This window comes from Micromonospora sp. S-DT3-3-22 (assembly GCF_015354745.1).
Lineage (GTDB): Bacteria > Actinomycetota > Actinomycetes > Mycobacteriales > Micromonosporaceae > Micromonospora > Micromonospora wenchangensis.
The window spans coordinates 1-21175 of sequence record NZ_JACGMO010000085.1; the positions used below are offsets into that span (position 1 = coordinate 1).

Below are 21175 nucleotides of genomic sequence, written 5' to 3' on the forward strand. Positions count from 1 at the left end.
CTGCCGGAGCCGGTCGCGGGCCTGCGCCAGGCCGGTCAGCCAGCCGGCCGCCTTGAGCCCGAACGTGGTGGGTGCCGCCTGCTGGCCGAGGGTCCGGGCGACCAGCACGGTGCCCCGGTGGGTGTCGGCGAGCCGGGCGGCGGCGTCGACGGCGGCGTCGAGGTGCCGGCCCGTCGCGTCGAGCGCCCGGACGGCCAGCAGGCTCAGCCCGGTGTCCAGGATGTCCTGGCTGGTCGCCCCGAGGTGCACCCAGGGCCGGGCCGGGGCGGGCACGGCGGCGGTCAACTCCCGTACGAGGGGGACGACCGGGTTCCCGGCGGCGTCGGCGGCCCGGCCCAGCGCCGCCGGGTCGTACCGGCCGGGGTGGCACGCGGTGACGATCGCGTCGGCCGCCGGGGCGGGCAGGACGCCGGCGTCCGCTCCGGCCCGGGCGAGCGCGGCCTCCGCGTCGAGCAGCGCCCGCAGCAGGGCCGGATCGTCGAGTTCCGTGTCCACCTCCGGGCTGCCGGACAGGCCGGTGAGCAGGCCGTCAGACGGCGAAGAAGACGGTCTCACGGTCGCCCTGGAGGTGGATGTCGAAGCGGAACCCGTCCGGCGCGGCGCTGGCCAGCAGGGTGCCCCGGCGGTCGGTCTCCACGCTGCCCAGCACCGGGTCGACGGCGTTGGCCGCCGGCTCGTCGGGGAAGTAGAGCCGGGTCACCAGGCGGTGCAGCAGCCCCCGGCCGAACACCGACAGGGTCAGGTGCGGCGCCTCGGTGCCGCCGTCCGGGTCGGGCAGCGGCCCCGGCCGGACCGTCAGCAACCGGTAGCACCCCTGGTCGTCGGTCTCGCTGCGGCCGAACCCCCGGAACCCCACGAGCCGCGGCGGCCGGGCCCCGCGCGGGTCGTCGGGGTGGTCGAACCGGCCGTCCGGGTCGGCCTGCCAGCTCTCCACCAGCGCGTCGACCACGGGTTCCCCGGTGCCGTCGACGATCCGGCCCCGGATCCAGAACGCGCCGGGGGTGCCCTCGGGGACGACGTACGGGCCGTCGGGCCAGTGCAGGCCGATGCTCAGGTACGGCCCGACGGTCTGCGCCGGGGTGACGCCCAGCCGGTCACTCATCGTCGTCCCCGTCCTCGAAGGGGGTGCCCTCGCGGCCCCGCAGCACGATGTCGAAGGCGTAGGCCAGCGCCCACTCGGGCTGCGTGGCGGTGTGGTCGTAGCGGGCGACCAGCCGTTGCCGGGCCATCGGGTCGCGCACCGAGTGCAGCACCGGGTCCTGGAAGAACAGCGGGTCGCCGGGAAAGTACATCTGCGTCACCAGCCGCTGGGTGAACGCCCGGCCGAACAGCGAGAAGTGGATGTGCGCCGGCCGCCAGGCGTTGTCGTGGTTGCGCCAGGGGTAGGCCCCCGGTTGGACGGTGACGAACCGGTAGCGCCCCTGGTCGTCGGTGAGCGCGCGGCCCACCCCGTCGAAGTGCGGGTCGATCGGGGCCGGCCAGGTGTCGCGTGCGTGGCGGTAGCGCCCGGCGGCGTTGGCCTGCCAGATCTCGACGAGCGTACGCGGCACCGGCCGGCCGTCGCCGTCGCGGACCCGGCCGTGCACGATGATCCGCTGCCCCTGCGGTGGCCCGTCGTGCTGGCGGGTCAGGTCGTGGTCGAGGTCGCCGAGGCGTCCCTCGCCCAGCAGCGGCCCGGTGATCTCGGTCAGCCGCTGCGGCAGGTGGGCAAGCGGTTGCCGGGGGGCCCGCGTCACGGTCGACCGGTAGCCGGGGCTGAACAGCGGTGGGTGGGCGTCGACGTCGTCGCGCCGGTACGCCGGTAGCAGCAGCCCACGGCCGGCGGTGTCCTCGGTCATGCTCGGCTCCCCTCGGCCGTCGCCTGTAACGCGCGCAGCACCGCCAGTTCGTGTGCCGTGGGCGGGTCGTTCGTGGTCAGCGGCTCGGCGACGGCGAGGTCCCAGCCGGTGGCGGCCCGCGCCTGCTCCCGGGTCACGCCGGGGTGCAGCCGGGTGAGGGTCAGCTCGCAGCTGACCGGGTCGGGTGCCAGGACGCCGAGGTCGGTGATCACCAGTCGGGGGCCGCCGCCGCGCAGGCCGAGCCGTTCCCGGTCCCCCGGGCCCGTGCCGTAGCCGACGGAGGTGACGAAGTCGACCCGCGCGGTGAAGGTGCGCGGGTTCTGCCGGACGATCACCACGACCTCGCGGCAGGAGGCGGCGATCTCCGGGGCTCCGCCCGCGCCGGGCAGCCGGACGGCCGGGGTCGCGTAGTCGTCGCCGACGACCGTGGTGTTGAGGTTGCCGTACCGGTCGAGCTGGGCCGCGCCGAGGAAGCCGACGTCGATCCGGCCGGGCTGGAGCCAGTAGTTGAACACCTCGGGCACCGACACGACCGCGTCGGCGGTGTCGGCGAGGACGCCGTCGCCGATGGACAGCGGCAGCCGGTCCGGTTTCGCGCCGAGGCAGCCGGACTCGTAGACGAGCACCAGGTTGGGGGCGTGGGTGGCGCGGGCGAGGTTCGCCGCGGTGCTGGGCAGCCCGATCCCGACGAAGCAGGCGTCACCGTCGCGGAGTTGCCGGGCGGCGGCGACGGTCATCATCTCGTCGGCGGTCCACCGGGCCGGCGGGGGCGGGCCGCTCACGTCGGCGGCCCGGGTCGGGGGGTGTGTCGGGCGGTCACGTCGCCGCCCCGGCCCGGTGCACGTGCCGGTCGAGCCAGACGCGGAAGGTGTCGCGGTCCCGGCTGACGGCGTCCCAGGCCCGGTAGAAGTCGTTGTCCCGGACCGAGTAGCCCTGGGCGTAGGAGGGGTGGGCGCCGCCGGGCACCTCGGCCACGGCGGTGACCGCCCAGCCGGGCAGCACGACCTGCCCGGGGACGGGGGTCAGTTCGGGCACGACCTCCTCGACGGTGACCAGTGACCGGTGGGCGGCGAGGACCGCCTCCTTCTGTACGCCGGTGATGCCCCACAGTTGCACGTTGCCGGCCCGGTCGGCGCGTTGTGCGTGCACCACGGTCACGTCGGGGCGCAGGGCCGCCACGGCGGTGAGGGTCTCGCCGGTGAAGGGGCAGTCGACCGTCCGGACGTTGGCGGTGTGCCGGGGCAGGTCGGTGCCGGTGTAGCCGCGCAGGACGGCGAACGGCAGGCCGGACGCCCCGGCGACGTAGCGGTTGGCCATCCCGGCGTGGCTGTGTTCCTCCAGTTCCAGCGGACGCGGCCAGGAGTGCTGCACGGCGTCGCGGAACCGGTGCAGCGATCCCACGCCGGGGTTGCCGCCCCAGGAGAAGACCAGCCGGCGGGCGCACCCGGCGCCGATGAGCTGGTCGTAGATGACGTCGGGGGTCATCCGGACCAGGGTCAATTCCTGCCGTCGCTGGCGGATGATCTCGTGGCCGGCGGCGAACGGGATGAGGTGGGTGAAGCCCTCCAGGGCCACCACGTCGCCGTCGCGGACCAGTTCCGCCACGGCCTGCGCCAGCGGGACGAGCGTCGCCATGGGCCTCCCGCCTCACCTCGGACCGGTGTTCGCCATGCGGACCATCGTGCTCATGTCGAACGTACGGCCGGCGGCGACATCCGTCAATGTCCGCATCGGGCCCCGGCGTCGGGGCGACCACCGTCCGGGCAGGACGTTGACGGGAGCCGGGTCACGTGCCAACGTTCAATACGAGAACACCCGTTCGCTCAGCGAACGCTTTCGGTGGCCCGCCGCCGGGCCCCGGTGTCGGGCCGGCGTCCAGGAAGGACGGACCGGGATGCGTACCCAGGTCGGCATCGTCGGCGCCGGGCCGGCGGGGCTCATGCTGTCGCACCTGCTGCACCGGCAGGGCATCGCCTCGGTGGTGCTGGAGAGCCGCAGCCGCGAGCACGTGGAGCACCGGCTGCGCGCCGGGGTGCTCGAACAGGGCTCGGTCGACCTGCTCTGCCGCACCGGCCTCGGCGAGCGGCTGCTCCGCGAGGGGCTGCGGCACGAGGGCATCGAGCTGCGCTTCGCCGGGGAGTCGCACCGGGTGCCGATGACCGAGCTGACCGGGCGGGCGATCACCGTCTACGGGCAGCAGGAGGTGGTCAAGGACCTGATCGCCGCGCGCCTCGCGGCCGGCGGCACGATCCTGTTCGACGCCGAGGTGGTCCGGCTGGACGGGCTCGACTCCCCCGACCCGGTGGTCCGCTACCGACGCGACGGCCGGGAGGAGGAACTGCGCTGCGACTTCGTGGCCGGCTGCGACGGGTTCCACGGGGTGAGCCGGGGCGCGGTGCCCGACGGGGTGCTGACCAGCTACGAGCGGGCGTACCCGTTCGCCTGGCTGGGGGTGCTCGCCGCCGCCGCGCCGGCCGTGGAGGAACTCGTCTACGCCCATCACGAGCGGGGTTTCGCCCTCTACAGCATGCGCTCGCCGCAGGTCTCCCGGCTCTATCTCCAGGTCGCCCCCGACGAGGACATCGCCGCGTGGCCGGACGAGCGGATCTGGGCGGAACTGCGGCTCCGGCTGGAGACGGTGCCGGGCTGGTCGCTCACCGAGGGTCCGGTCCTGGAGAAGTCGATCACGCCGATGCGCAGTTTCGTGGTGGAGCCGATGCAGTGGGAGCGGCTGTACCTGGCCGGAGACGCCGTGCACATCGTCCCGCCCACCGGGGCCAAGGGCATGAACCTGGCGCTGGCCGACGTGGCGCTGCTCGGCGAGGCGTTCGCCGCCTGGTACTCCCACGGCCGCACCGACCTGCTGGCGGGCTATTCGGCCACCGCGCTGCGCCGGGTCTGGCGGGCCCAGCACTTCTCCTGGTGGATGACGTCGATGCTGCACCGGCTGGCGCACGACGACCCGTACGAGGCGAAGTTGCAGACCGCGACGCTGCGGTACGCCGCCACCTCGCGGGCGTACGCGACGAGTCTGGCCGAGAACTACGTGGGCCTGCCCGAGGTCTGAGCTACACCGTCATGACGCAGCGTCGTTCAACTTATCCATGACGGGCGTCAGAAATTCTTGACTTTCGATGCCGGGGTGGCTGACCATGGCCAACACAGCGGCGTGCGCCCCCACGCAGCGGTTGGTTCCCCCCGCAGGTCCGAGGCATCCCGCCGACTTCCGACGCACCCCACCACCCCCGCCCAGGAAGGGCCTCGTCAATGAAGAAGGTCATGGCTCTCGGGTTGATCGCCGCCACGATCGCCCTCACCGGATGTACCGACTCCGACGCGTCCACCCCGTCCGCACCGACCTCCGGCGACCTGCGCAAGGTGCGGGTCGCGGCACTGCCGATCACCGAGACCGCCGCGCTGTGGGGCGGCATCAAGGCGGGCCTCTTCGCCGAGCGCGGGCTCCAGGTCGAGGTGCTCCCCGCGCAGGGCGGCGCGCAGGCCATCCCGGCGCTGATGAACGGCGACATCGACTTCGCCATCGGCCAGCCCTTCGGCCCGTTCCGCGCCGACCTGCAGAACCTGGGCGTCGTCATCATCGGCAACTACGCCTCCTCGTACGCCCAGGGCGACGACATCAACGCCGTGGTGGCCTCGGCGAAGTCCGGCATCAGACGACCGGCCGACCTCGCCGGCAAGCGGGTCGCGGTCAACAGCCTGGGCGCGGCCGGCGACGTCACGATCATGGCGGCGGTGGAGAAGGACGGCGGCGACCCCAAGAAGATCAAGTTCGTCGAGGTGGCCTTCCCGGATACCCCGGCCCAGCTCGCGGCCGGCAACATCGACGCCGCCTGGGTGCCGGAACCGTTCGTCACCCAGCTGAAGAGCCGGGGCGACACGTTCGTCGTGGCGCCCTACCAGGCGGTGGTGCCCGGCCTGGCCACCCTCACCACCATCACCACCACCGCCCGCCTCGACAAGGACGCCAAGCTGGTCGAGGACTTCTCCGCGGCGATGAAGAAGACCCTCCAGTGGGCGCAGGACCCGGCCAACGCGCCGGCCGTGCGGCAGGCCATCAAGGACAACCTCCAACTGCCGCCGCCGGTGGCGGAGTCGGTCAGGCTGCCGGCGTTCGGCTGGGACGTCGACCGGGCCAGCCTCCAGACCCTCGCCGAACTCGCCGGCCGGTACCGGGTGCTCGACCGGCAACCCGACCTCGACCGGCTCATCCGCCAGCAGTAGCCGACCCGGCGTCGCCCGGCGGCCGGGCCGCCGGGCGACGCCGACCACGCCACCTTCGGAGGTGACCCGCCCGTGCCCACCACCCGACGGCCACCCGCGTTGCGCAGGGCGCTGCTGGGCGTCACCGGCCTCGCCGGCTTCCTCGTCGGCTGGCAGGCGATCCCCGCGCTGGGCCTGATCGACCCGCAGTACCTGCCGTACGTGACGGACGTGCTGGCGCGGCTCGCCGAACAGCTCGTCGACCTGGCGTTCTGGCGGCGGTTGGGCAGCACCATGACCTCCTGGGCGATCGGGCTGACCGTGGCGACGCTCGCCGCCGTCGCCCTCGGCACCGTCGTCGGCCTGGTGCCGTTCCTGCGCCGCACGACCCACACGATGGTCGAGTTCCTGCGCCCCATCCCGTCGGTCGCGCTCATCCCGCTCGCCGTGCTGATGTTCGGCATCCAGCGGCAGGCCGCCCTGGTCATCATCGTCTACGCGTCGTTCTGGCAGGTGTTCGTGCAGGTGATCTACGGGGTCGCCGACGTCGACGCGGTCGCCCGGAACACCGCCCGCAGCTTCGGTCTGCGCCGCCGCGAGCAGTGGACGCACCTCGTCCTGCCGACCACCCTGCCGTACCTGATGACGGGCCTGCGGCTGGCGGCGGCGGTCGCGCTCATCCTGGCCGTCACCGCCGAGATGGTGATCGGCAACCCCGGCCTCGGCCGCATGATCGAGCTGTCCCGCTCCGGCGGCGACGCCGTCGGCCTGTACGCCCTCGTCGTGGTCACCGGCCTGCTCGGGCTGGCGGTGAACCTCGTCTTCCGGTTCGTCGAACGGCGGACGCTGTCCTGGCACGAGTCCGTCCGTGGGGAGCGGGCACGGTGACCGCGTACCCGGGCCGGATCGTCGCCGCGCCGCGCCGCCGGGCCGGCACGCGGGCGGTGGCGGGCCTGCTGCACGCGCTCGGGCTGCCGATGCTGCTGCTGGTGCTCTGGGGCCTGGTGGCGACCAGGGCGACGAACCGGTTCTTCCCCGACCCGGTGACGATCGCCGACGCCTTCGTCGACACCTGGATCGGGCCGGCGTTCGTCCAGGACGTGCTGCCGAGCCTCTACCGCCTCGGCCTCGGGGTCGCCGCGTCGATCGTGCTCGGCGTCGCCGCCGGCACCGTCATCGGCCTCACCCCGTGGCTGCGCGAGCTGCTCGAACCGCTGCTGGAGTTCCTCCGGGCCGTCCCGCCGCCGGTGCTGATCCCGGTGGCGATGCTCCTGCTCGGCATCACCGACACCATGAAGGTCGTGGTGATCGTCTCCGGCGCGGTCTGGCCGATCCTGCTCAACACGGTCGAGGGGGTCCGGGGCACCGACAGCGTGCTGACGCAGACCGCGCTGTCGTTCCGGATCACCCGGTGGGAACGGCTGTGGTTCCTGGTGCTTCCCGCCGCCAGCCCCCGGATCATGGCCGGGGTCCGGCAGGCCCTCTCGGTCGCGCTCATCCTGATGGTCATCTCCGAGATGTTCGCCTCGTCGGCCGGGCTGGGCTACCGGATCGCCTACTTCCAACGCAACTACCTCATCGCCGAGATGTGGAGCGGCATCCTGCTGCTCGGCGGGGTCGGCGTGCTGCTCGCCGTCGTCTTCGGGGTCGTCGAACGGCGCGTGCTGCGCTGGTACCACGGAATCAGGGAGGTCAACCGTGTCTGACCGGGGCACCCTGCTGCGGGTGACGCAGCTGAACAAGGTCTACCAGGCCCGCACCGGCGACGTCGAGGCGATCGGGGACCTCAGCTTCACGATGGACGCCGGCGAACTCGTCTGCATCGTCGGGCCGTCCGGGTGCGGCAAGACCACCCTGCTGAAGTGCCTCGCCGGACTGCTGCGCCCGACCGGCGGCACCGTCGAGATGCACGGCGCTCCGGTGACCGGCCCCAGCCCCGCCATGGCCGTGGTGTTCCAGGAGTACGGCCGCAGCCTCTACCCGTGGCTGACCGTACGCGGCAACGTCGAGCTGCCGCTGCGGCACAAGCGGCTCTCCCGCGCGCAGCGGCACACCCTGGTCGCCGACGCGCTCGACGCGGTGGGTCTGGCGCACGCCGCCCGCAGCCACCCGTGGCAGCTCTCCGGCGGGATGCAGCAGCGGGTGGCGATCGCGCGGGCCGTCGCGTACCAGCCGGAAGTCCTGATCATGGACGAGCCGTTCGCGGCGGTGGACGCGCAGACCCGGGCCGACCTGGAGGACCTGGTGCGGGAGCTGCACGCCCGACGCGGGATCTCGGTGCTGTTCGTCACCCACGACATCGACGAGTCGGTCTACCTCGGACAGCGGGTGCTGGTGCTGTCCCACGCGCCGACCCGGGTACGGGAGGATCTGGTGATCGACCTGCCGGCCGAGCGGGACCAGATCACCACCCGCGCCCTGCCCCGGTTCACCGAGCTGCGCACGCACGTCTACGGCGAGATCCAGCGGGCCAAACGCGGGCAGAATGTGGCCCCGCGACCCGCGCCGTGAGCGTGCCGGGCGACGGAGGTGTCGGAGGGGATGACTGTGGCTAGGCGGCAGCCGAAGCAACTGGTGCTCGCCTTCTTCGGCGAGCACGTCGTCGACGGCGACACCGGGCCGATCCGGGCCAGTGTCCTGATCACCGTGCTGGAGGGGGCCGGCGTCGCCGCGCCGGCGACCCGGGCCACCCTCGACCGGCTGGTGCGCAGCGGCATCCTGGCGAGGGGCCGCAGCGGCCGGGAGACGCTGTTCTCGCTGACCGAGCACGGGGCGGCGGTGCTGCGCGAGGCGACGTACCGGGTGCGCGGGCCCCGGCCGTTCGACCCGCAGGGCAGCGGTTGGACGCTTGTCACCTTCTCGATCCCGGAGGAGCAGCGGACGCTGCGGCACCGGCTGCGCTCCACCCTCACCTGGGAGGGCTTCGCGCCGATCCGCGACGGGCTGTGGCTGGCCCCGGGCGAGGTCGACCTCGCCGGGTCGTTGGAGCCGCTGCGCCAGGATCTCGCCCCGCACCCCGTGGTCGCCTTCCACGCCCGCGAACTCGCCGGCTTCCCGATCGGCGACAGCGTGCGCGCCGCCTGGGACATCGAGGCGATCCGGCGCGAGCACCTGGCGTTCATCGACCGGTGGGCCGACCCGGCCGCGACCACGGCGACGACGGGCGCGTTGACCCTGCGCACGATGCTGGTGGCGGACTGGCTGGCGCTGCTGCGGGCCGACCCGAGGCTGCCGGCCGAGTTCATGGACGCGCAGTGGCCGGCCTCCCGGTCGGCGCAGACCTACCGTCGGGCGCACCGGGCGCTGGCCGAGGCGTCCACGGCGGAGTTCGCCGCCCTGGTCACCCACCGGCCCTCGGTCAGCCGGCGAACCGCGCCCGCAGCTCGGCCTTCCTGACCTTCCCCGACGCGGTCCGCGGCAACTCGTCCACGATGACCACGTTCTTCGGCAGCTTGTAGCGGGCGACCCGGCCGTCGAGGTGGGCCCGGACGGTGCCGGTGTCCACCGACGCCCCCGCCCGGACGGTCAGCACGGCCCACGGCACCTCCCCCCAGCGGTCGTCCGGCACCCCGATCACGGCCGCCGACACCACCCCGTCGATCTCGCCGAGCAGCAGTTCGAGTTCGGCCGGGTAGATGTTCTCGCCACCCGAGATGATCATGTCTTTGAGGCGGCCGGAGACGTAGAGGTAGCCGTCGTCGTCGAGGCGGCCCAGGTCGCCGGAGCGGAACCAGCCGTCGGGGGTGAACGCCTCGGCGGTCGCCTCCGGCAGGCCGTGGTAGCCGGGGAAGACGTTGGGCCCGGCCACCTCGATCTGACCGACCGCACCGGCGGGCAGCACCGCCCCGCCCGGGTCGGTGACCCGGACGTCGGTGAAGAAGTGCGGCAGGCCGACGCTGCCCTGCTTGGCCCGGGTCATCGCCGGCGGCAGCGCGGTCGCGCCCGGCGACGCCTCGGTCATCCCGTACCCCTGGGAGAACGACAGGCCGCGCGCCTCGTACGCGTCGAGGATGCGGGTCGGCACGGCGGACCCGCCGCAGGTGAGCTTCGTCAGCGTGGACAGGTCGGTCGCGGCCCAGTCGGGGTGGTCGGCCAGCAGTTGGTAGGTGGTCGGCACCCCGCTGAGCATGGTGACCCGGTGCCGGGCGATCTGCGCGAGCGCCCGGCCCGGTTCGAAACCCCGCTCGATGACCATCGTGGCCCCCTTGAGGATGACGGGCAGGGCACCCATCCCCAGCGAGGCGACGTGGAACAGCGGCGAGATCATCAGCGCCACGTCGGTGGAGACGACGTCGTAGTCGACCACGCAGTTGAGCGCCACCCAGGTCAGGTTGCCGTGGGTGAGCACCGCGCCCTTGGCCCGGCCGGTGGTGCCCGAGGTGTAGACGATCGCCGCCGGGTCGGTGGGGCCGGGGTCGGCGTGCCCGGCCCGTCCCGGGTCGGCGTCGCGGGTCAGCGTCGCCAGGCCCGGCCGGTCCGGGGTGCCCTCGCCGGTGACCAGGACCCGTGGGGGCCGGGCGGTCGGCAGCGCGGCGGCCACCGGCACCGCGAAGTCCGGGTCGTGGATCAGCACCCGGGCCGCGCAGTCGGTCAGCACATGGCCGATCTCGGGGGGTGCGAGCCGGGTGTTGACCGGCACGAACACGGCACCGAGCCGCACCGTCCCGAACATCACCTGAAGGAACTCCGGGCTGTTCTCACCCAGGTAGGCGACGGTGTCTCCGGCGTCGACGCCGTGCTCCCGCAGCACCGCCGCGACCCGGTCCACGGCGTCGGCGAACTGCGCGTAGGTGACGGTCGCGCCCGCGCCGTGCACGAGAGCGACCTTGTCCGGGGACCTGAGCCGGCGCCGGGCCACCCAGGCGCCGATTCCGTGCTGGTGCATCAGCAGTCTCCTGGTGGTGGAGGTGGGATGATCACCTGGCCGGACGCCCGGGGTCTCAGGCGTGGAAGCGGTACAACCCGCGGGCGACGACCGCCGGCTTGGTGCCGCCCTCGATCTCGATGGTCTGGTCGACGGTGAGCTGGTAGCCGCCCCGCACCTCGGCCACCTCGACGACGGTGGCCCGCATCCGTACCCGCGCGCCGACCACGACCGGTGCGGGGAAGCGCACCCGGTCGAGGCCGTAGTTCACCTTGGTGGTCACGCCCTTGACCTCCAGCAGCTCGGTCCAGAACGGCACGGCCAGCGACAGGGTGAGGAAGCCGTGGGCGATCGGCGCACCGAACGGGCCGGCCGTGGCCCGCTGCGGGTCGACGTGGATCCACTGGTGGTCGTCGGTGGCGTCGGCGAACAGGTTCACCTGGTCCTGGGTGACCGTCCGGTAGCCGGTGTGCCCCAGGTCGGTGCCGGCGAGATCGGCGAGCTGGTCGTAGGTGATGGTCGTCGTCATGGCGACTCCTCTCGTCGGTGCGGGGCGAGGCCCAGCAGCCGGGCCGCGTTGTCCTTGAGGATGCCCGGGAGCACCTCCGGCCTCAGGTCGGTGGCCGCCACGTCGCGCAGCCACCGGTCGGGGGTCAGCAGCGGGTAGTCGGTGCCGAACAGCACCCGGTGTTTCAGCACCGAGTTGGCGTGACGGACCAGCGCGGCCGGGAAGTACTTCGGGCTCCAGCCGGACAGGTCGATCCAGGTGTTGGGTTTGTGGGTGGCCACCGACAGCGCCTCGTCCTGCCAGGGCACCGACGGGTGGGCCATGACGATCTGCAGGTCGGGGAAGTCGGCGGCGACCGGGTCGAGCAGCATCGGGTTGGACAGTCCGAGCCGCAGGCCGTACCCGCCGGGCAGGCCCGCGCCGATGCCGGTCTGTCCGGTGTGGAAGATCGCCGGGAGGCCGGCGCGCTCGATCAGGGCCCACAGCGGGGCGTACGCCTCGTGGCCGGGGTCGAAGCCCTGCACGGTGGGGTGGAACTTGAAGCCGCGTACCCCCTCCTGCTCGATCAGCCGGGCGGCGAGGTCGAGGGCCGCCGCGCCGGTGCGCGGGTCGACCGACCCGAAGGGGATGAGCACGTCGGCGTGTTCGGCGGCGGCGCGGGCGATCTCGGCGCTGGACAGCGGCGGGTGCCGCAGCTGGGTGCCCGCGTCGACGGTGAAGACGACGGCGGCCATCCTCCGCTCGCGGTAGTACCGGGCCACCGCGTCGACGGCGGGCCGGGGCCCGTCGGTGCGGAAGTACTTCGACACGGCGGCCACCAGCGGTTCGGGCAGCGAGGCGTGGCCGTGGTCGTCGACCTCGATGTGCACGTGCATGTCGATCGCGGTGACGGCGTCGAGGTCGATCGCGGGCTGGTACATGGGGGCGGCCTCCGTCGGGCGGGTCCGGTCCGGCGGGTCGGGCGGTCTCGTCGGTCGGCCGGGTCAGGGGTTCGCCGGCTGGAACCGGGCGGGCAGCTCGGGGAAGCGTTCGCCGACGCTCTGCGCGGCCCCGTCGAACGTCGTCGGCCAGGCCTCGACCAGCGCGTCGTAGGTCCAGCCGCCCTCGCGGTAGGCGGTCAGCGCCGCCTCCGGGTGGGTCCAGATCTGCAGGCGGTCGCCGCCGACCCCGATCACCTGCCCGGTGACCTGGGCCGCCGCGTCGGAGGCGAGGAAGGCGACCAGGCCGGCCACGTCGGCGACGGTGCCGAAGCCGAGGTCATGCCGGAAGAACGCGGGCATCGGCTCACCGTCGGCCTCGGCGCGTACGGCCGCGGCGAAGTAGGGGACGGTGGCGGTCATCGCGGTCGCGGCGACCGGGACGACGGTGTTGGCGGTGATGCCGGCCCGCTTGAGTTCCAGCGCCCAGGTGCGGACCATGCCGACGATGCCCGCCTTGGCCGCCGCGTAGTTGGTCTGGCCGAAGGTGCCCCGCTGCCCGGTGGGTGAGCCGATGCAGATGATCCGGCCGCCCCCGCCGGCCTGCCGCATGTGCCGCACCGCCTCGCGGACGGTGGTGAAGGTGCCGCGCAGGTGCACGGTGACGACGGTGTCGAAGTCGTCGTCGCTCATCTTCCACAGCACGGTGTCGCGCAGGACGCCGGCGTTGGTGACCAGGGCGTCGAGCCGGCCGAACGCGGCGAGGGCGGTGCCGACCAGTTCCTCGGCGGTCTCGGTCGGGCCTACCGGCGCGGTCACCCCGACGGCCCGGCCGCCGGACGCCTCGATCGTGGCCACCGCCTCGGCCGTGGCGTCGGCGTCGATGTCGTTGACCACGACGCGGGCGCCCCGCCGCGCCAACTCCTGGGCGTAGGCCAGGCCGAGGCCGCGCCCGGAGCCGGTGACGATGGCGACTTTGCCGTCCAGTGACATGGGCACTCCCTTTCGTCGATGCGATCTGAGCACGAACCGTTGAGAATGTCAATTATTCAGGAACCTTGCTACCATCGTCGCCATGCCCGCCGAACGGACCCGGTCGACCGGCAGCGACCGGCTGCGGGACAGCGCGCTCGCCGGTGACCTGAGCTTCCTGCTGGCCCGCGCCAACGCGCTCGCCCTCGCCGCGGCGAACGCCGCCCTGGCCACCCACGGCCTGAAGGCCCGCTCCTACTCCGTGCTCGCCCTGGCCGCCGACGACGTCCGCCCGACCCAACGGGAACTCGCCGAGTTCCTACGGCTCGACCCGAGCCAGGTCGTCGCCCTCGTCGACGGGCTGGAACAGCGGCACCTCGTCGAGCGGCACGCCGACCCCGCCGACCGGCGGGCCAACGTCCTCGTCGCCACCGACGCCGGCCGGGACCTGTTCGCCCGCGCCCGCGACGCCGTCCGCGCCGTGGGAATCGACTCGCTGTCCGTCGTGCCGGCGCAGGACCAGGCCCGCCTGGCCCGGCTGCTGCGGCTGCTGGCCTTCCCCGACTGAACCCCCGGTTCACCCGGGCGTGCTGCCCAACGCCCGGGACAGCACCCGGCCCGCCGCCTGCACCAGCGGGGCCAACGCCACCGGGTCCGCCCGGTCGTGGGCGACCACCAGCGACAGCGCCGCCACCACCCCCTCCGGGGCCCGCACCGGCGCGGCCACCGACAGGGCGTCCATGGTGACCTGCCGGTCGCTGACCGCGTACCCGGCCCGGCGCACCTCGGCCAGGCAGCGACGCAGCCGCCCCGGATCGGTGACGGTCAGCGCGGTGTACCGCTCCAGCGGCGCGGCCAGCACCCGTTCCTGCACCTCGGCCGGGGCGTGGGCGAGCAGCACCAGCCCGACCCCGGTGGCGTGCAGCGCGAACCGGCCACCCACCCGGGTGAGCACCGGCACCGCCCGCCGGCCGGCGATCCGTTCGATGAAGACCAGTTCGAGCCCCTGCCGGACGGCCAGCTGCACGTTCTCGTGCGTCACCTCGTACAGGTCCTCCATCACCGGCAGGGCCACCTCGCGCAACCCCAGGCCCCGGGGCGCGAGCGAACCCACCTCCCACAGCCGCAGGCCGATCCGGTACCGCCCGTCGTCGCCCCGCTCCAACGCGCCCCAGGCGAGCAGCTCCGCCACCCGGCGGTGCACGGTGGACAGCGGCAGCCCGGCCCGGCGGGCCAGCTCGCTGAGCGTCAGGGCCGGACTGGCCGGGGTGAACGCGTCGAGCAGCGCCAGCACCCGGCTGGTCACCGTCCGGCCCGGCTGCCCGCGCATCCCACCATCCTCCCCGCCCGCGCCGGCCGGTCACAGTTCCAGGACGAGCCGGGGGGTACGGGCCCGCGAGACACAGATCAGCATGGTGTCCCCGGCGGCGCGGTCCTGCGCGGACAGCAGGCTGTCGCGGTGCTCCGGCACCCCGGCCAGCACCGGCGTCTCGCAGGTGCCGCAGGTGCCCTCCCGGCAGGACGACAGGACCGGCACCCCGGCCTCCTCCACCGCCCGCAGGATCGGCACCCCCGGCGGCACGGTCACCGTCCGCCCGGACAACGCGAGTTCCACCTCGATCGCCGTCTCCGGGCCGGCCATTTCCTCCCTGGGGGCGAACCGCTCGACGTGCAGCCGGCCCGGCGGCCGGTCCCGGCAGTGCTCCTCCACCGCCCGCACCAGCGACTCCGGGCCGCAGCAGTAGACCAGCCCGTCGCCGGCCCCGGCCAGCAGCCCGGCCAGGTCGAGCAGACCGGTCTCGTCCTGCGGGTACAGGCCGACCCGGTCGCCGTACCGGTCGCGCAGCGCGGTGGCGTACGCCATCGCGGATCGGGTCCGCCCGCCGTACGCCAGTCGCCAGTCCGCGCCCGCGGCGTCGGCGGCGGCGACCATCGGGACGATCGGGGTGATCCCGACGCCACCGGCGACGAAGAGGTACCGGTGGGCCGCGACCAGCGGGAACGTGTTACGCAGGCCGTGCATCCGGACGGTTCCGCCGACGGTGAGCCGCTCGTGGGCCGCCCGGGAGCCGCCGCGCCCCGCCGCCTCCCGCTGCACCGCGATCCGCAGGACGGTCCGGTCGGCGGGGTCACCGCAGAGTGAGTACTGCCGCAGCAGACCGGGGCCCAGTTCCAGGTCGACGTGCGCGCCCGGAGCCCAGCCGGGCAGCGGTCCGCCGTCCGCGCGGGCCAGGCCGAACTCGACGACCTCGACGGTCACCTGCTGGCGGGCGACCACGACGAGGTCCGTTCCGGTCACGCCGGCACCGCCCGCCGACCGGTCGGGGCGGTCGGCGGCACCGCCCGGGCGCGGTGGCCCTGCGGGTGGCCGAGCAGCCACTGCCACAACTCGACCGGTTCCTCGGCGAGCCGCTGCGCGCCGCAGTGGCAGGTGCCCCGCAGGGTGTCGGTGCCCGGCACCCAGTGGACCCGGTAGACCCGGCCCCCGCCGGCCCCGGGCGTCACCGGGGCGCTCCCGCCGTCCCCGACCCGACCAGCCGGGCCAGCAGCCGCCGGGCGGCCAGCCCACCGGTGTCGATGTTGATGCTCAGCTCCTGGTACCGCTGCGGTTCGGCCGCGATCACCCGCTCCAGGATGTTCAGCGCCGCGACGTCCTGCATCACCACCGTGTGGTTGCTCTGGTGCAGGTACGCGCTGACCGACTCGTCGTCGACCGCGAAGTCCCGGGCCACCGCCCAGAAGTCGTACGTGCTGTGCGCGGTCGACGGGGTGATGGCGTAGACGATCTCGGCGTGGAAGGCGGCGCTGTCCTCCCCCTGCGCGGGCGGGTAGACGCCCTGCGGGGCGATCCGGCTGTGCAGCAGGTAGAGGCACGGCGGGTGGTACTCGATGTCCTGCCAGCGGGTGATCCGACCCTGGATGCCGGTCGAGCGGGCGTAGAACGGCGGGCACTCGGCGTCGTCCATGTGCCGGCTGACGTGCACCACGCCCCGGTCCTCGTCCACCTCGGTGGTGATCGGGGTGTCCGCCACCTCGGGGGTGCCGATGTAGCCGCCGTGCAGGTAGGTCTCGTGGGACAGGTCCATCAGGTTGTCCACCAGCAGGCCGTAGCGGGCGTCCAGCGGGGCCATGCCACGGACCACCGCGTACCGGGGGTCGGCCAGCCACGGCGCGCGGGGGATCGTGGCCGGGTCGGCCCGTTCCCGGTCGCCGATCCACACCCAGACGAAGGAGTCCTGCTCGACCACCGGGTACGCCGCGACCCGCGCGGTGCGCGGAATCCGCTGTTGCCCGGGGACGAAGACGCAGGTGCCGGTCGGGTCGTAGGTGAAGCCGTGGTAGCCGCAGACGACGGTGTCCCCGTCGAGCCGGCTCTGCGACAGCGGGTAGCGCCGGTGCACGCACCGGTCGGCGAGCGCCACCGCCTCCCCCGCCCCGGTGCGGTACAGCACCAGCGGTTCACCGAGCACGGTACGGGCGAGCAGGTCCCGCCCGACCTCGACGCCGTGGGCCGCCACGTACCACTGGTCCCGGGCGAACTCCATCCGCACGACCTCCTAGCGGGCTGACCATCGATGGAGACGAATCATCGCGTCCGGGGCCGCAGCCGGGGAGCATGCCTTCCGTTGAGTGGAAGGAACGTGGAGGACGTCGGCCGGGGCACCGTAGCTACGCGTCGTACGGCACGATGGTCGGGTGGACGCCCGGGGCTACGCCTTCGACAACGCCAGCGACCAGGCCACCGCCCACCACGACGCGCTGGCGGACCTGTTGGACGAACCGACCCGGGCCGCGCTCACCGGGCTCGGCGAGCTGACCGGCCGGCGCTGCCTGGAGGTGGCCGCCGGGGCCGGCAGCATCGCGCTCTGGCTGGCCGGACGGGCCGCCGAGGTGGTCGCCACGGACATCGCCCCGCAGCACATCCCGGCCCGGCCCCGCCTCGTCGTACGCCGCGAGGACATCGTCACCGACCAGCCACCGGGCACCTTCGACCTGGTGCACGCCCGGCTGGTCCTCGGGCACCTGCCCCGACGGGAGGAGGCCCTGCGGCGGATGGTCGCCGCGCTGCGGCCCGGTGGCGCGCTGCTCATCGGCGAGTTCGCCCACCCGCCCGTCGACTTCGTCGCCGACGCGCCCGACACGGCCACCGCCGACCTGCTGATCCGCTACCTGGCCGCGCACGTGGCGACGCTCACCGCCCGGGGCCTCGACCCGGGGTGGGCACAGCGGGCCCCCGCCGTCTTCGCCGACGCGGGGCTGACCGAGGTGCGGTCGGGCACCACAGCAGGGCGCTGGCGTGGCGGCGGGCCGGGCTGCCGGCTGCTGCGGGCCGGCATCCCGCAGCTACGGGCCGCCCTGCTGACCCACGGGCTGACCGACGTCGACCTCACCGCGACGACGGCCGCCCTCGACGACCCCCGGGTGGTAGTCAACGGCTTCCCCTTCGTACAGGTCAGCGGTCGCGCCCCGGACCATCCCGGCCCGGCCTGACACTGTCGGGCCCGCCGGACGCGGCACGGGTCCCGCCGGCCCGTCAGAGCGGGCTGCGGACGAAGGTCTGTTCGCTGCGTGAACCGTCGGCATCCGTCCTGATCACGAGCCGGTCGGCGGTGCAGCGGTAGGTTCCGCCGAAGTCCTCCGGCGGCCCGGTCAGCGGCAGTTCCCGGTCGTCGACCCGCAGCACCCGGTCGCTGGCGGCGACCTGGTCACGTTGGGCGTACCGGCCGGCCCCGGCCGACCACCGGTAGGTGACGGTGCCGCGCTGCACGCTGCGGACGGTGTGCCCGTTGAGGGTCCCCTCGGCGACGAACAGGTCGTACAGGTCGGTCGCGGTGCCGTCCGCCCGGTAGGCGGTGGCGTGGCCGCCCGCCGCCCCGGTGGACAACTCGACGGCGGTGTCGGCGGTGAGGCCGGCCATCCTGCCCAGCGGCGAATCGGCCGCGACGGGCAGGTGGGTCCGGCCGGCCGCGAGCCGCCACACCCCCACCAGGCAGGGGTCGTGCTCCCGGGCCGGCGGTGGCCGGCGGCCGGTGGCCACGACCGCCCCGCCGGTCACCAGCAGCAGCGCCACCACGGCCGTCGACCACCAGCGACGCCGGCCCGCCACCGCGAGCCCGGCCGTCACGGCGGACCCGACGGCGGCACCGAGCGCCGCCACCACCGGTGCGACGACCAGGGCGTGGGTGAGGACCCGAACGGCGGTGTCGGGATCGACGGCAAGGGCGCAGCCGGGCGCACCGGCCACACACGACAGCAGCACGTCGGCGACCAGCACGGCCGGCGTCAGCAGCGCCCCCGCCGTGAGGGCGGCCAGCAGGCCGTGCGGCAGCGACAGCCGCCGGGTGGCGACCGCCGCCACGGCGACGCCCAGCTCGACGAACGTGACCGGCAACAGGGTGTGGCTGGTGACCAGGGTCGCCGCGGTGGCCGTCGCCAGCCCGGGGTCACGCACCGCCGCGCCGACGCCGAGGGGCACCAGCGGCAGCACCAGCGCGCCGACCACCCCGGCGGTCACGCCCAGCCGCAGCGCCCGCCGGGTGGCGCCCCGGCCGGCCAGGACCGGAAACAGCGCCGCGAGCAGCAGCAACACGATCAGGTACGGGGCCGAGGCGGCGGTGATCCGCAGGTAGAAGGCGATCATGTCCAGCAGGGTCAGCGGGGTCGCCGCCCCGACGCCCTCGCGGGCGGCGACCAGGCGCAGCATGCTCCACCCGTCGTCGACGGCCCCGGCGTCGAGGATCAGCAGCATCGCCACGTACCCGGCGGTGAGCACCGACGTGGCCAGGGTCGCGCCGGCCCACGCCCACCGGGTCCGGCGCACCGCCGACGGGACGAGCCACCGCAGGTGGGCCCGCGCGCCGTCGGCCACCCACCGGCCCAGCAGCGCGCCACCGGCGATCCACAGCACGGCGAGCAGCGCCTCGACCCACCAGGCCCGCAGGTCGTCGGCGTACGCCACCCGCCAGGCCAGGCGACGGCCGACGAGCAGGCCGCAGGCCAGCGCCGCGCCGAACACCACGCCGGAGGTGGCCCGGCTGCCGGTGTGCCGGGCCCACCAGGCGGCGCGCCACAGCGCCCCGGTGACGACCAGGGCGAGCGGCACCCCGAGCAGGATGCCGGTGACGAAGGCACTGCCGGTGACCGGGTCGGTGCCCGGCAGGACGGCGGGCAGGCTGGTCGTCAGGTCCCGCAGCGACGGTGCGGCGATACCGGCGGCGAGGCCGGCCCCGAGCGCCTCGACCGGGCGGGCGGTGAACCGGCGGCCCGGATCGTCGAGGGTGTCGGCGCGGGCCCGGGCCAGGGGGTGGAACCGGAACACCGCGCCGAGGCGGGCCCACCGCCCGGTCCGCCGGTGGTCGGCGGCGAGCAACGACCGGACGGTCGCGGCGTCGGCGGCGGTGAGCCGGGCGTCGGCGGTGAACTCCCGGGCCCGCAGCACCGACCATGCCGACACCTGCACGATCAGCGCGAACGCGGCGAGCCGCCAGGAGTCGGCGAGCAGGTGCCGGCCGGCGCCGGAGCGCAGGTAGGTGACCGTGACGGGGACGAGCACCCCGAGGGGGAACGCCCACGCCTGGGCGATGGTCAGCCGGGTGAGGTGGATGTCGGCGTTGCGGACGTGGGCCAGTTCGTGCAGGACGACGGCGCGGAACACCCCGGGCGCCACCCGGTGGGTGTGCACCAGGCCCAGGTCCAGCCGGACGTACCGCCACGGGCCGGCGCCGAAGGTGTTGCCGCTGATCCGCGCGGACCGGGACACCACGAACGTCGGCGGCCGGCGCAGCCCGGCCTGGCGGACCAGCTCGGCCAGGTCGGCCCGCAGCGCCTCGGTGCCGGGGACGCGGTCGAGACGGCGCAGGCCGCGCAGCCGGCACTCGCACCAGGGTGCGACGAGATAGGCCAGCGCGGTCACCGCCGCGAGCACGGCAAGCCCCACGAGCATCTGGCGGACCACGTCCGCTCCGAGGCCGGCGGTGCAGCGTCGGATGGCGGCCAGGCCCGTCTCGTCGACCGCGCCGGTCCGGACGTCGACCGGGAACGGCCGGGCCCGCAGCACGTCGCTCACGCACTGCGCGCGGGCCCGGGTCGCGTCGCCGTCGACGAGGACCGTCGACCAGCCGAACATGCTCGTGCCGACGACCGCGGTGACCGCGGCCACGAACCGGCCGAGCGTCGTCGAGGGCAGCGCGGGCGTCGGCGCGGCGGCCGGGGCGGTGGGCGTGCGGGTGCCCTCAGCCACCGTCGACATCGGTTCCGGGGGCGTCGTCGCCGGTGGTGCCGAACCGCCGGGCGAACGCGTCGCGTACAGCGTCGCGCAGCAGGGCGACCTGGTCCTCGGTGAGCGCCCAGCGGGGGTCGCGGGCGGCGGCGGTGACCGCCTCCTCGATCCGCAGCAGCTGTCCCGGCCGCAGCCGCACCACGGGCGGTGGCGCGGGCAGTGCCCGGTCGCGGCGGCCACGCCACCGCCGACCGAGGCCGCGCAGGCCGCCGCGGACCGCCTCGGCGGCCTGGTCGCGGACGCCGTCGCGCAGCGCCTCCAGCGCGATCCCGGTGAGCACCAGCAGGTACGGCAGGAGCGGTTCGACCACCGTCTCGAAGCCGCCGCCGCCGGCCTCGCCGCCGCCGACCCGGGTCAGCCCGGCCGGGTCACGCCGCCAGTGGCCGGGGCGGCGGTGGTACTCGGGGGTGAGGAGGGCCAGCAGCGGCTCCTCGTCGGGGGCGACCGCCCGCACGGCCGACCGGACCAGGTCGTCGACGGTCGTGTCCCGGCCGGTCGGCGGCGACGTGCTGCGGGTCATCGGGCCTCCGACGGTGCTCGACGCGGTCTGCGCGGTCACCGTACGCGGGCCGGCCGCCG

The 21175-nt window shown here is 74.5% G+C and carries 23 protein-coding genes; 8 read left to right on the plus strand and 15 right to left on the minus strand.

Annotation, left to right across the window (positions count from 1 at the left end; translation table 11 throughout):
• The 5 genes from H1A17_RS22660 to H1A17_RS22680 form a co-directional block, all read right to left on the minus strand.
• Positions 1-555, minus strand: a 555-nt coding sequence (locus H1A17_RS22660; RefSeq protein ID WP_309236838.1) for a lyase family protein, incomplete at its 3' end; no start/stop codon positions are given.
• Entirely contained in the window at positions 530-1102 is a 573-nt protein-coding gene (gene pcaG / locus H1A17_RS22665) for a protocatechuate 3,4-dioxygenase subunit alpha (protein ID WP_194822841.1), read from the minus strand. The genes pcaG and H1A17_RS22660, both read right to left, overlap by 26 nt.
• Positions 1095-1838 carry a protocatechuate 3,4-dioxygenase subunit beta gene (gene pcaH / locus H1A17_RS22670; RefSeq protein ID WP_145920492.1) on the minus strand — a complete coding sequence of 248 codons (744 nt, stop codon included), beginning with the start codon at positions 1836-1838 and terminating at the stop codon, positions 1095-1097. The genes pcaG and pcaH overlap by 8 nt, the downstream gene beginning before the upstream one ends.
• Positions 1835-2578: a CoA-transferase gene (locus H1A17_RS22675; protein WP_194822853.1), complete on the minus strand. Its 744-nt coding sequence runs from the start codon at positions 2576-2578 to the stop codon at positions 1835-1837. Before H1A17_RS22675 ends, pcaH begins: the two co-directional genes overlap by 4 nt.
• Positions 2579-2654: 76 nt before the next feature.
• Positions 2655-3473, minus strand: a complete 819-nt coding sequence (locus H1A17_RS22680) for a CoA transferase subunit A (RefSeq protein ID WP_194822842.1) — start codon at positions 3471-3473, stop codon at positions 2655-2657.
• 259 nt (positions 3474-3732) lie between these two features.
• Here H1A17_RS22680 and H1A17_RS22685 point away from each other — a divergent pair, with 259 nt between their 5' ends.
• The 6 genes from H1A17_RS22685 (at position 3733) to H1A17_RS22710 (ending at position 9452) form a co-directional block, all read left to right on the plus strand.
• Positions 3733-4905, plus strand: coding sequence for a 4-hydroxybenzoate 3-monooxygenase (locus H1A17_RS22685; protein ID WP_194822843.1), 1173 nt, complete (start codon positions 3733-3735; stop codon positions 4903-4905).
• A gap of 212 nt (positions 4906-5117) precedes the next feature.
• Positions 5118-6077 (plus strand): ABC transporter substrate-binding protein, encoded by a 960-nt coding sequence (locus H1A17_RS22690; RefSeq protein WP_228544053.1) that lies wholly within the window; start codon positions 5118-5120, stop codon positions 6075-6077.
• Between the two features lie 72 nt (positions 6078-6149).
• Complete coding sequence (locus H1A17_RS22695; RefSeq protein WP_309236840.1) at positions 6150-6944, plus strand: ABC transporter permease; 795 nt, start codon at positions 6150-6152, stop codon at positions 6942-6944.
• Complete coding sequence (locus H1A17_RS22700; RefSeq protein WP_240762205.1) at positions 6941-7762, plus strand: ABC transporter permease; 822 nt, start codon at positions 6941-6943, stop codon at positions 7760-7762. The genes H1A17_RS22695 and H1A17_RS22700 overlap by 4 nt, the downstream gene beginning before the upstream one ends.
• Positions 7755-8567, plus strand: coding sequence for an ABC transporter ATP-binding protein (locus H1A17_RS22705; RefSeq protein WP_194822844.1), 813 nt, complete (start codon positions 7755-7757; stop codon positions 8565-8567). The genes H1A17_RS22700 and H1A17_RS22705 overlap by 8 nt, the downstream gene beginning before the upstream one ends.
• A 30-nt stretch (positions 8568-8597) precedes the next feature.
• Positions 8598-9452, plus strand: a complete 855-nt coding sequence (locus H1A17_RS22710; protein WP_145920496.1) for a PaaX family transcriptional regulator C-terminal domain-containing protein — start codon at positions 8598-8600, stop codon at positions 9450-9452.
• On the opposite strand, the gene H1A17_RS22715 is transcribed toward H1A17_RS22710, so the two are convergent.
• The 4 genes from H1A17_RS22715 to H1A17_RS22730 form a co-directional block, all read right to left on the minus strand.
• Complete coding sequence (locus tag H1A17_RS22715) at positions 9415-10941, minus strand: long-chain fatty acid--CoA ligase (RefSeq protein ID WP_194822845.1); 1527 nt, start codon at positions 10939-10941, stop codon at positions 9415-9417. The two genes, H1A17_RS22710 and H1A17_RS22715, sit on opposite strands and share 38 nt — an antisense overlap.
• A gap of 55 nt (positions 10942-10996) precedes the next feature.
• Complete coding sequence (locus tag H1A17_RS22720; RefSeq protein WP_145920498.1) at positions 10997-11449, minus strand: MaoC family dehydratase; 453 nt, start codon at positions 11447-11449, stop codon at positions 10997-10999.
• Entirely contained in the window at positions 11446-12348 is a 903-nt protein-coding gene (locus tag H1A17_RS22725; RefSeq protein WP_145920499.1) for an amidohydrolase family protein, read from the minus strand. The genes H1A17_RS22720 and H1A17_RS22725 overlap by 4 nt, the downstream gene beginning before the upstream one ends.
• Before the next feature lie 63 nt (positions 12349-12411).
• Positions 12412-13338 carry an SDR family NAD(P)-dependent oxidoreductase gene (locus tag H1A17_RS22730; protein ID WP_194822846.1) on the minus strand — a complete coding sequence of 309 codons (927 nt, stop codon included), beginning with the start codon at positions 13336-13338 and terminating at the stop codon, positions 12412-12414.
• A gap of 82 nt (positions 13339-13420) precedes the next feature.
• On the opposite strand from H1A17_RS22730, the gene H1A17_RS22735 reads away from it, so the two are divergent.
• On the plus strand, positions 13421-13885 hold the full coding sequence (locus tag H1A17_RS22735) for a MarR family winged helix-turn-helix transcriptional regulator (protein WP_145920501.1): 465 nt from the start codon (positions 13421-13423) through the stop codon (positions 13883-13885).
• 9 nt (positions 13886-13894) lie between these two features.
• Here H1A17_RS22735 and H1A17_RS22740 read toward each other — a convergent pair whose 3' ends face one another.
• Genes H1A17_RS22740 through H1A17_RS22755 form a run of 4 tightly spaced genes read right to left on the minus strand, consistent with a single transcriptional unit; the run spans position 13895 to position 16862 of the window.
• Complete coding sequence (locus tag H1A17_RS22740; protein ID WP_145920502.1) at positions 13895-14647, minus strand: IclR family transcriptional regulator; 753 nt, start codon at positions 14645-14647, stop codon at positions 13895-13897.
• Positions 14648-14677: 30 nt separating this feature from the next.
• Positions 14678-15616: a PDR/VanB family oxidoreductase gene (locus H1A17_RS22745; RefSeq protein WP_145920503.1), complete on the minus strand. Its 939-nt coding sequence runs from the start codon at positions 15614-15616 to the stop codon at positions 14678-14680.
• Entirely contained in the window at positions 15613-15822 is a 210-nt protein-coding gene (locus H1A17_RS22750; protein ID WP_145920504.1) for a hypothetical protein, read from the minus strand. Before H1A17_RS22750 ends, H1A17_RS22745 begins: the two co-directional genes overlap by 4 nt.
• The gene (locus H1A17_RS22755; protein ID WP_145920505.1) at positions 15819-16862 is read right to left on the minus strand and encodes an aromatic ring-hydroxylating dioxygenase subunit alpha; all 1044 of its coding nucleotides are present in this window, start codon (positions 16860-16862) and stop codon (positions 15819-15821) included. The genes H1A17_RS22750 and H1A17_RS22755 overlap by 4 nt, the downstream gene beginning before the upstream one ends.
• A 151-nt stretch (positions 16863-17013) precedes the next feature.
• On the opposite strand from H1A17_RS22755, the gene H1A17_RS22760 reads away from it, so the two are divergent.
• On the plus strand, positions 17014-17808 hold the full coding sequence (locus H1A17_RS22760; RefSeq protein ID WP_145920506.1) for a class I SAM-dependent methyltransferase: 795 nt from the start codon (positions 17014-17016) through the stop codon (positions 17806-17808).
• 43 nt (positions 17809-17851) lie between these two features.
• On the opposite strand, the gene H1A17_RS22765 is transcribed toward H1A17_RS22760, so the two are convergent.
• Positions 17852-20557, minus strand: coding sequence for a M48 family metalloprotease (locus H1A17_RS22765; protein ID WP_194822847.1), 2706 nt, complete (start codon positions 20555-20557; stop codon positions 17852-17854).
• Positions 20550-21116, minus strand: coding sequence for a hypothetical protein (locus tag H1A17_RS22770; RefSeq protein WP_145920508.1), 567 nt, complete (start codon positions 21114-21116; stop codon positions 20550-20552). The genes H1A17_RS22765 and H1A17_RS22770 overlap by 8 nt, the downstream gene beginning before the upstream one ends.
• Positions 21117-21175 lie beyond the last annotated feature (59 nt).

What these genes read in the sequence shown, in the direction of transcription:
- pcaG (WP_194822841.1), bottom strand. Translation starts at nt 1,102, where the DNA reads ATGAGTGACCGGCTGGGCGTCACCCCGGCGCAGACCGTCGGGCCGTAC.
- pcaH (WP_145920492.1), bottom strand. Translation starts at nt 1,838, where the DNA reads ATGACCGAGGACACCGCCGGCCGTGGGCTGCTGCTACCGGCGTACCGG.
- H1A17_RS22675 (WP_194822853.1), bottom strand. Translation starts at nt 2,578, where the DNA reads ATGATGACCGTCGCCGCCGCCCGGCAACTCCGCGACGGTGACGCCTGC.
- H1A17_RS22680 (WP_194822842.1), bottom strand. Translation starts at nt 3,473, where the DNA reads ATGGCGACGCTCGTCCCGCTGGCGCAGGCCGTGGCGGAACTGGTCCGC.
- H1A17_RS22685 (WP_194822843.1), top strand. Translation starts at nt 3,733, where the DNA reads ATGCGTACCCAGGTCGGCATCGTCGGCGCCGGGCCGGCGGGGCTCATG.
- H1A17_RS22690 (WP_228544053.1), top strand. Translation starts at nt 5,118, where the DNA reads ATGGCTCTCGGGTTGATCGCCGCCACGATCGCCCTCACCGGATGTACC.
- H1A17_RS22710 (WP_145920496.1), top strand. Translation starts at nt 8,598, where the DNA reads ATGACTGTGGCTAGGCGGCAGCCGAAGCAACTGGTGCTCGCCTTCTTC.
- H1A17_RS22715 (WP_194822845.1), bottom strand. Translation starts at nt 10,941, where the DNA reads ATGCACCAGCACGGAATCGGCGCCTGGGTGGCCCGGCGCCGGCTCAGG.
- H1A17_RS22720 (WP_145920498.1), bottom strand. Translation starts at nt 11,449, where the DNA reads ATGACGACGACCATCACCTACGACCAGCTCGCCGATCTCGCCGGCACC.
- H1A17_RS22725 (WP_145920499.1), bottom strand. Translation starts at nt 12,348, where the DNA reads ATGTACCAGCCCGCGATCGACCTCGACGCCGTCACCGCGATCGACATG.
- H1A17_RS22730 (WP_194822846.1), bottom strand. Translation starts at nt 13,338, where the DNA reads ATGTCACTGGACGGCAAAGTCGCCATCGTCACCGGCTCCGGGCGCGGC.
- H1A17_RS22735 (WP_145920501.1), top strand. Translation starts at nt 13,421, where the DNA reads ATGCCCGCCGAACGGACCCGGTCGACCGGCAGCGACCGGCTGCGGGAC.
- H1A17_RS22740 (WP_145920502.1), bottom strand. Translation starts at nt 14,647, where the DNA reads ATGCGCGGGCAGCCGGGCCGGACGGTGACCAGCCGGGTGCTGGCGCTG.
- H1A17_RS22755 (WP_145920505.1), bottom strand. Translation starts at nt 16,862, where the DNA reads ATGGAGTTCGCCCGGGACCAGTGGTACGTGGCGGCCCACGGCGTCGAG.
- H1A17_RS22770 (WP_145920508.1), bottom strand. Translation starts at nt 21,116, where the DNA reads ATGACCCGCAGCACGTCGCCGCCGACCGGCCGGGACACGACCGTCGAC.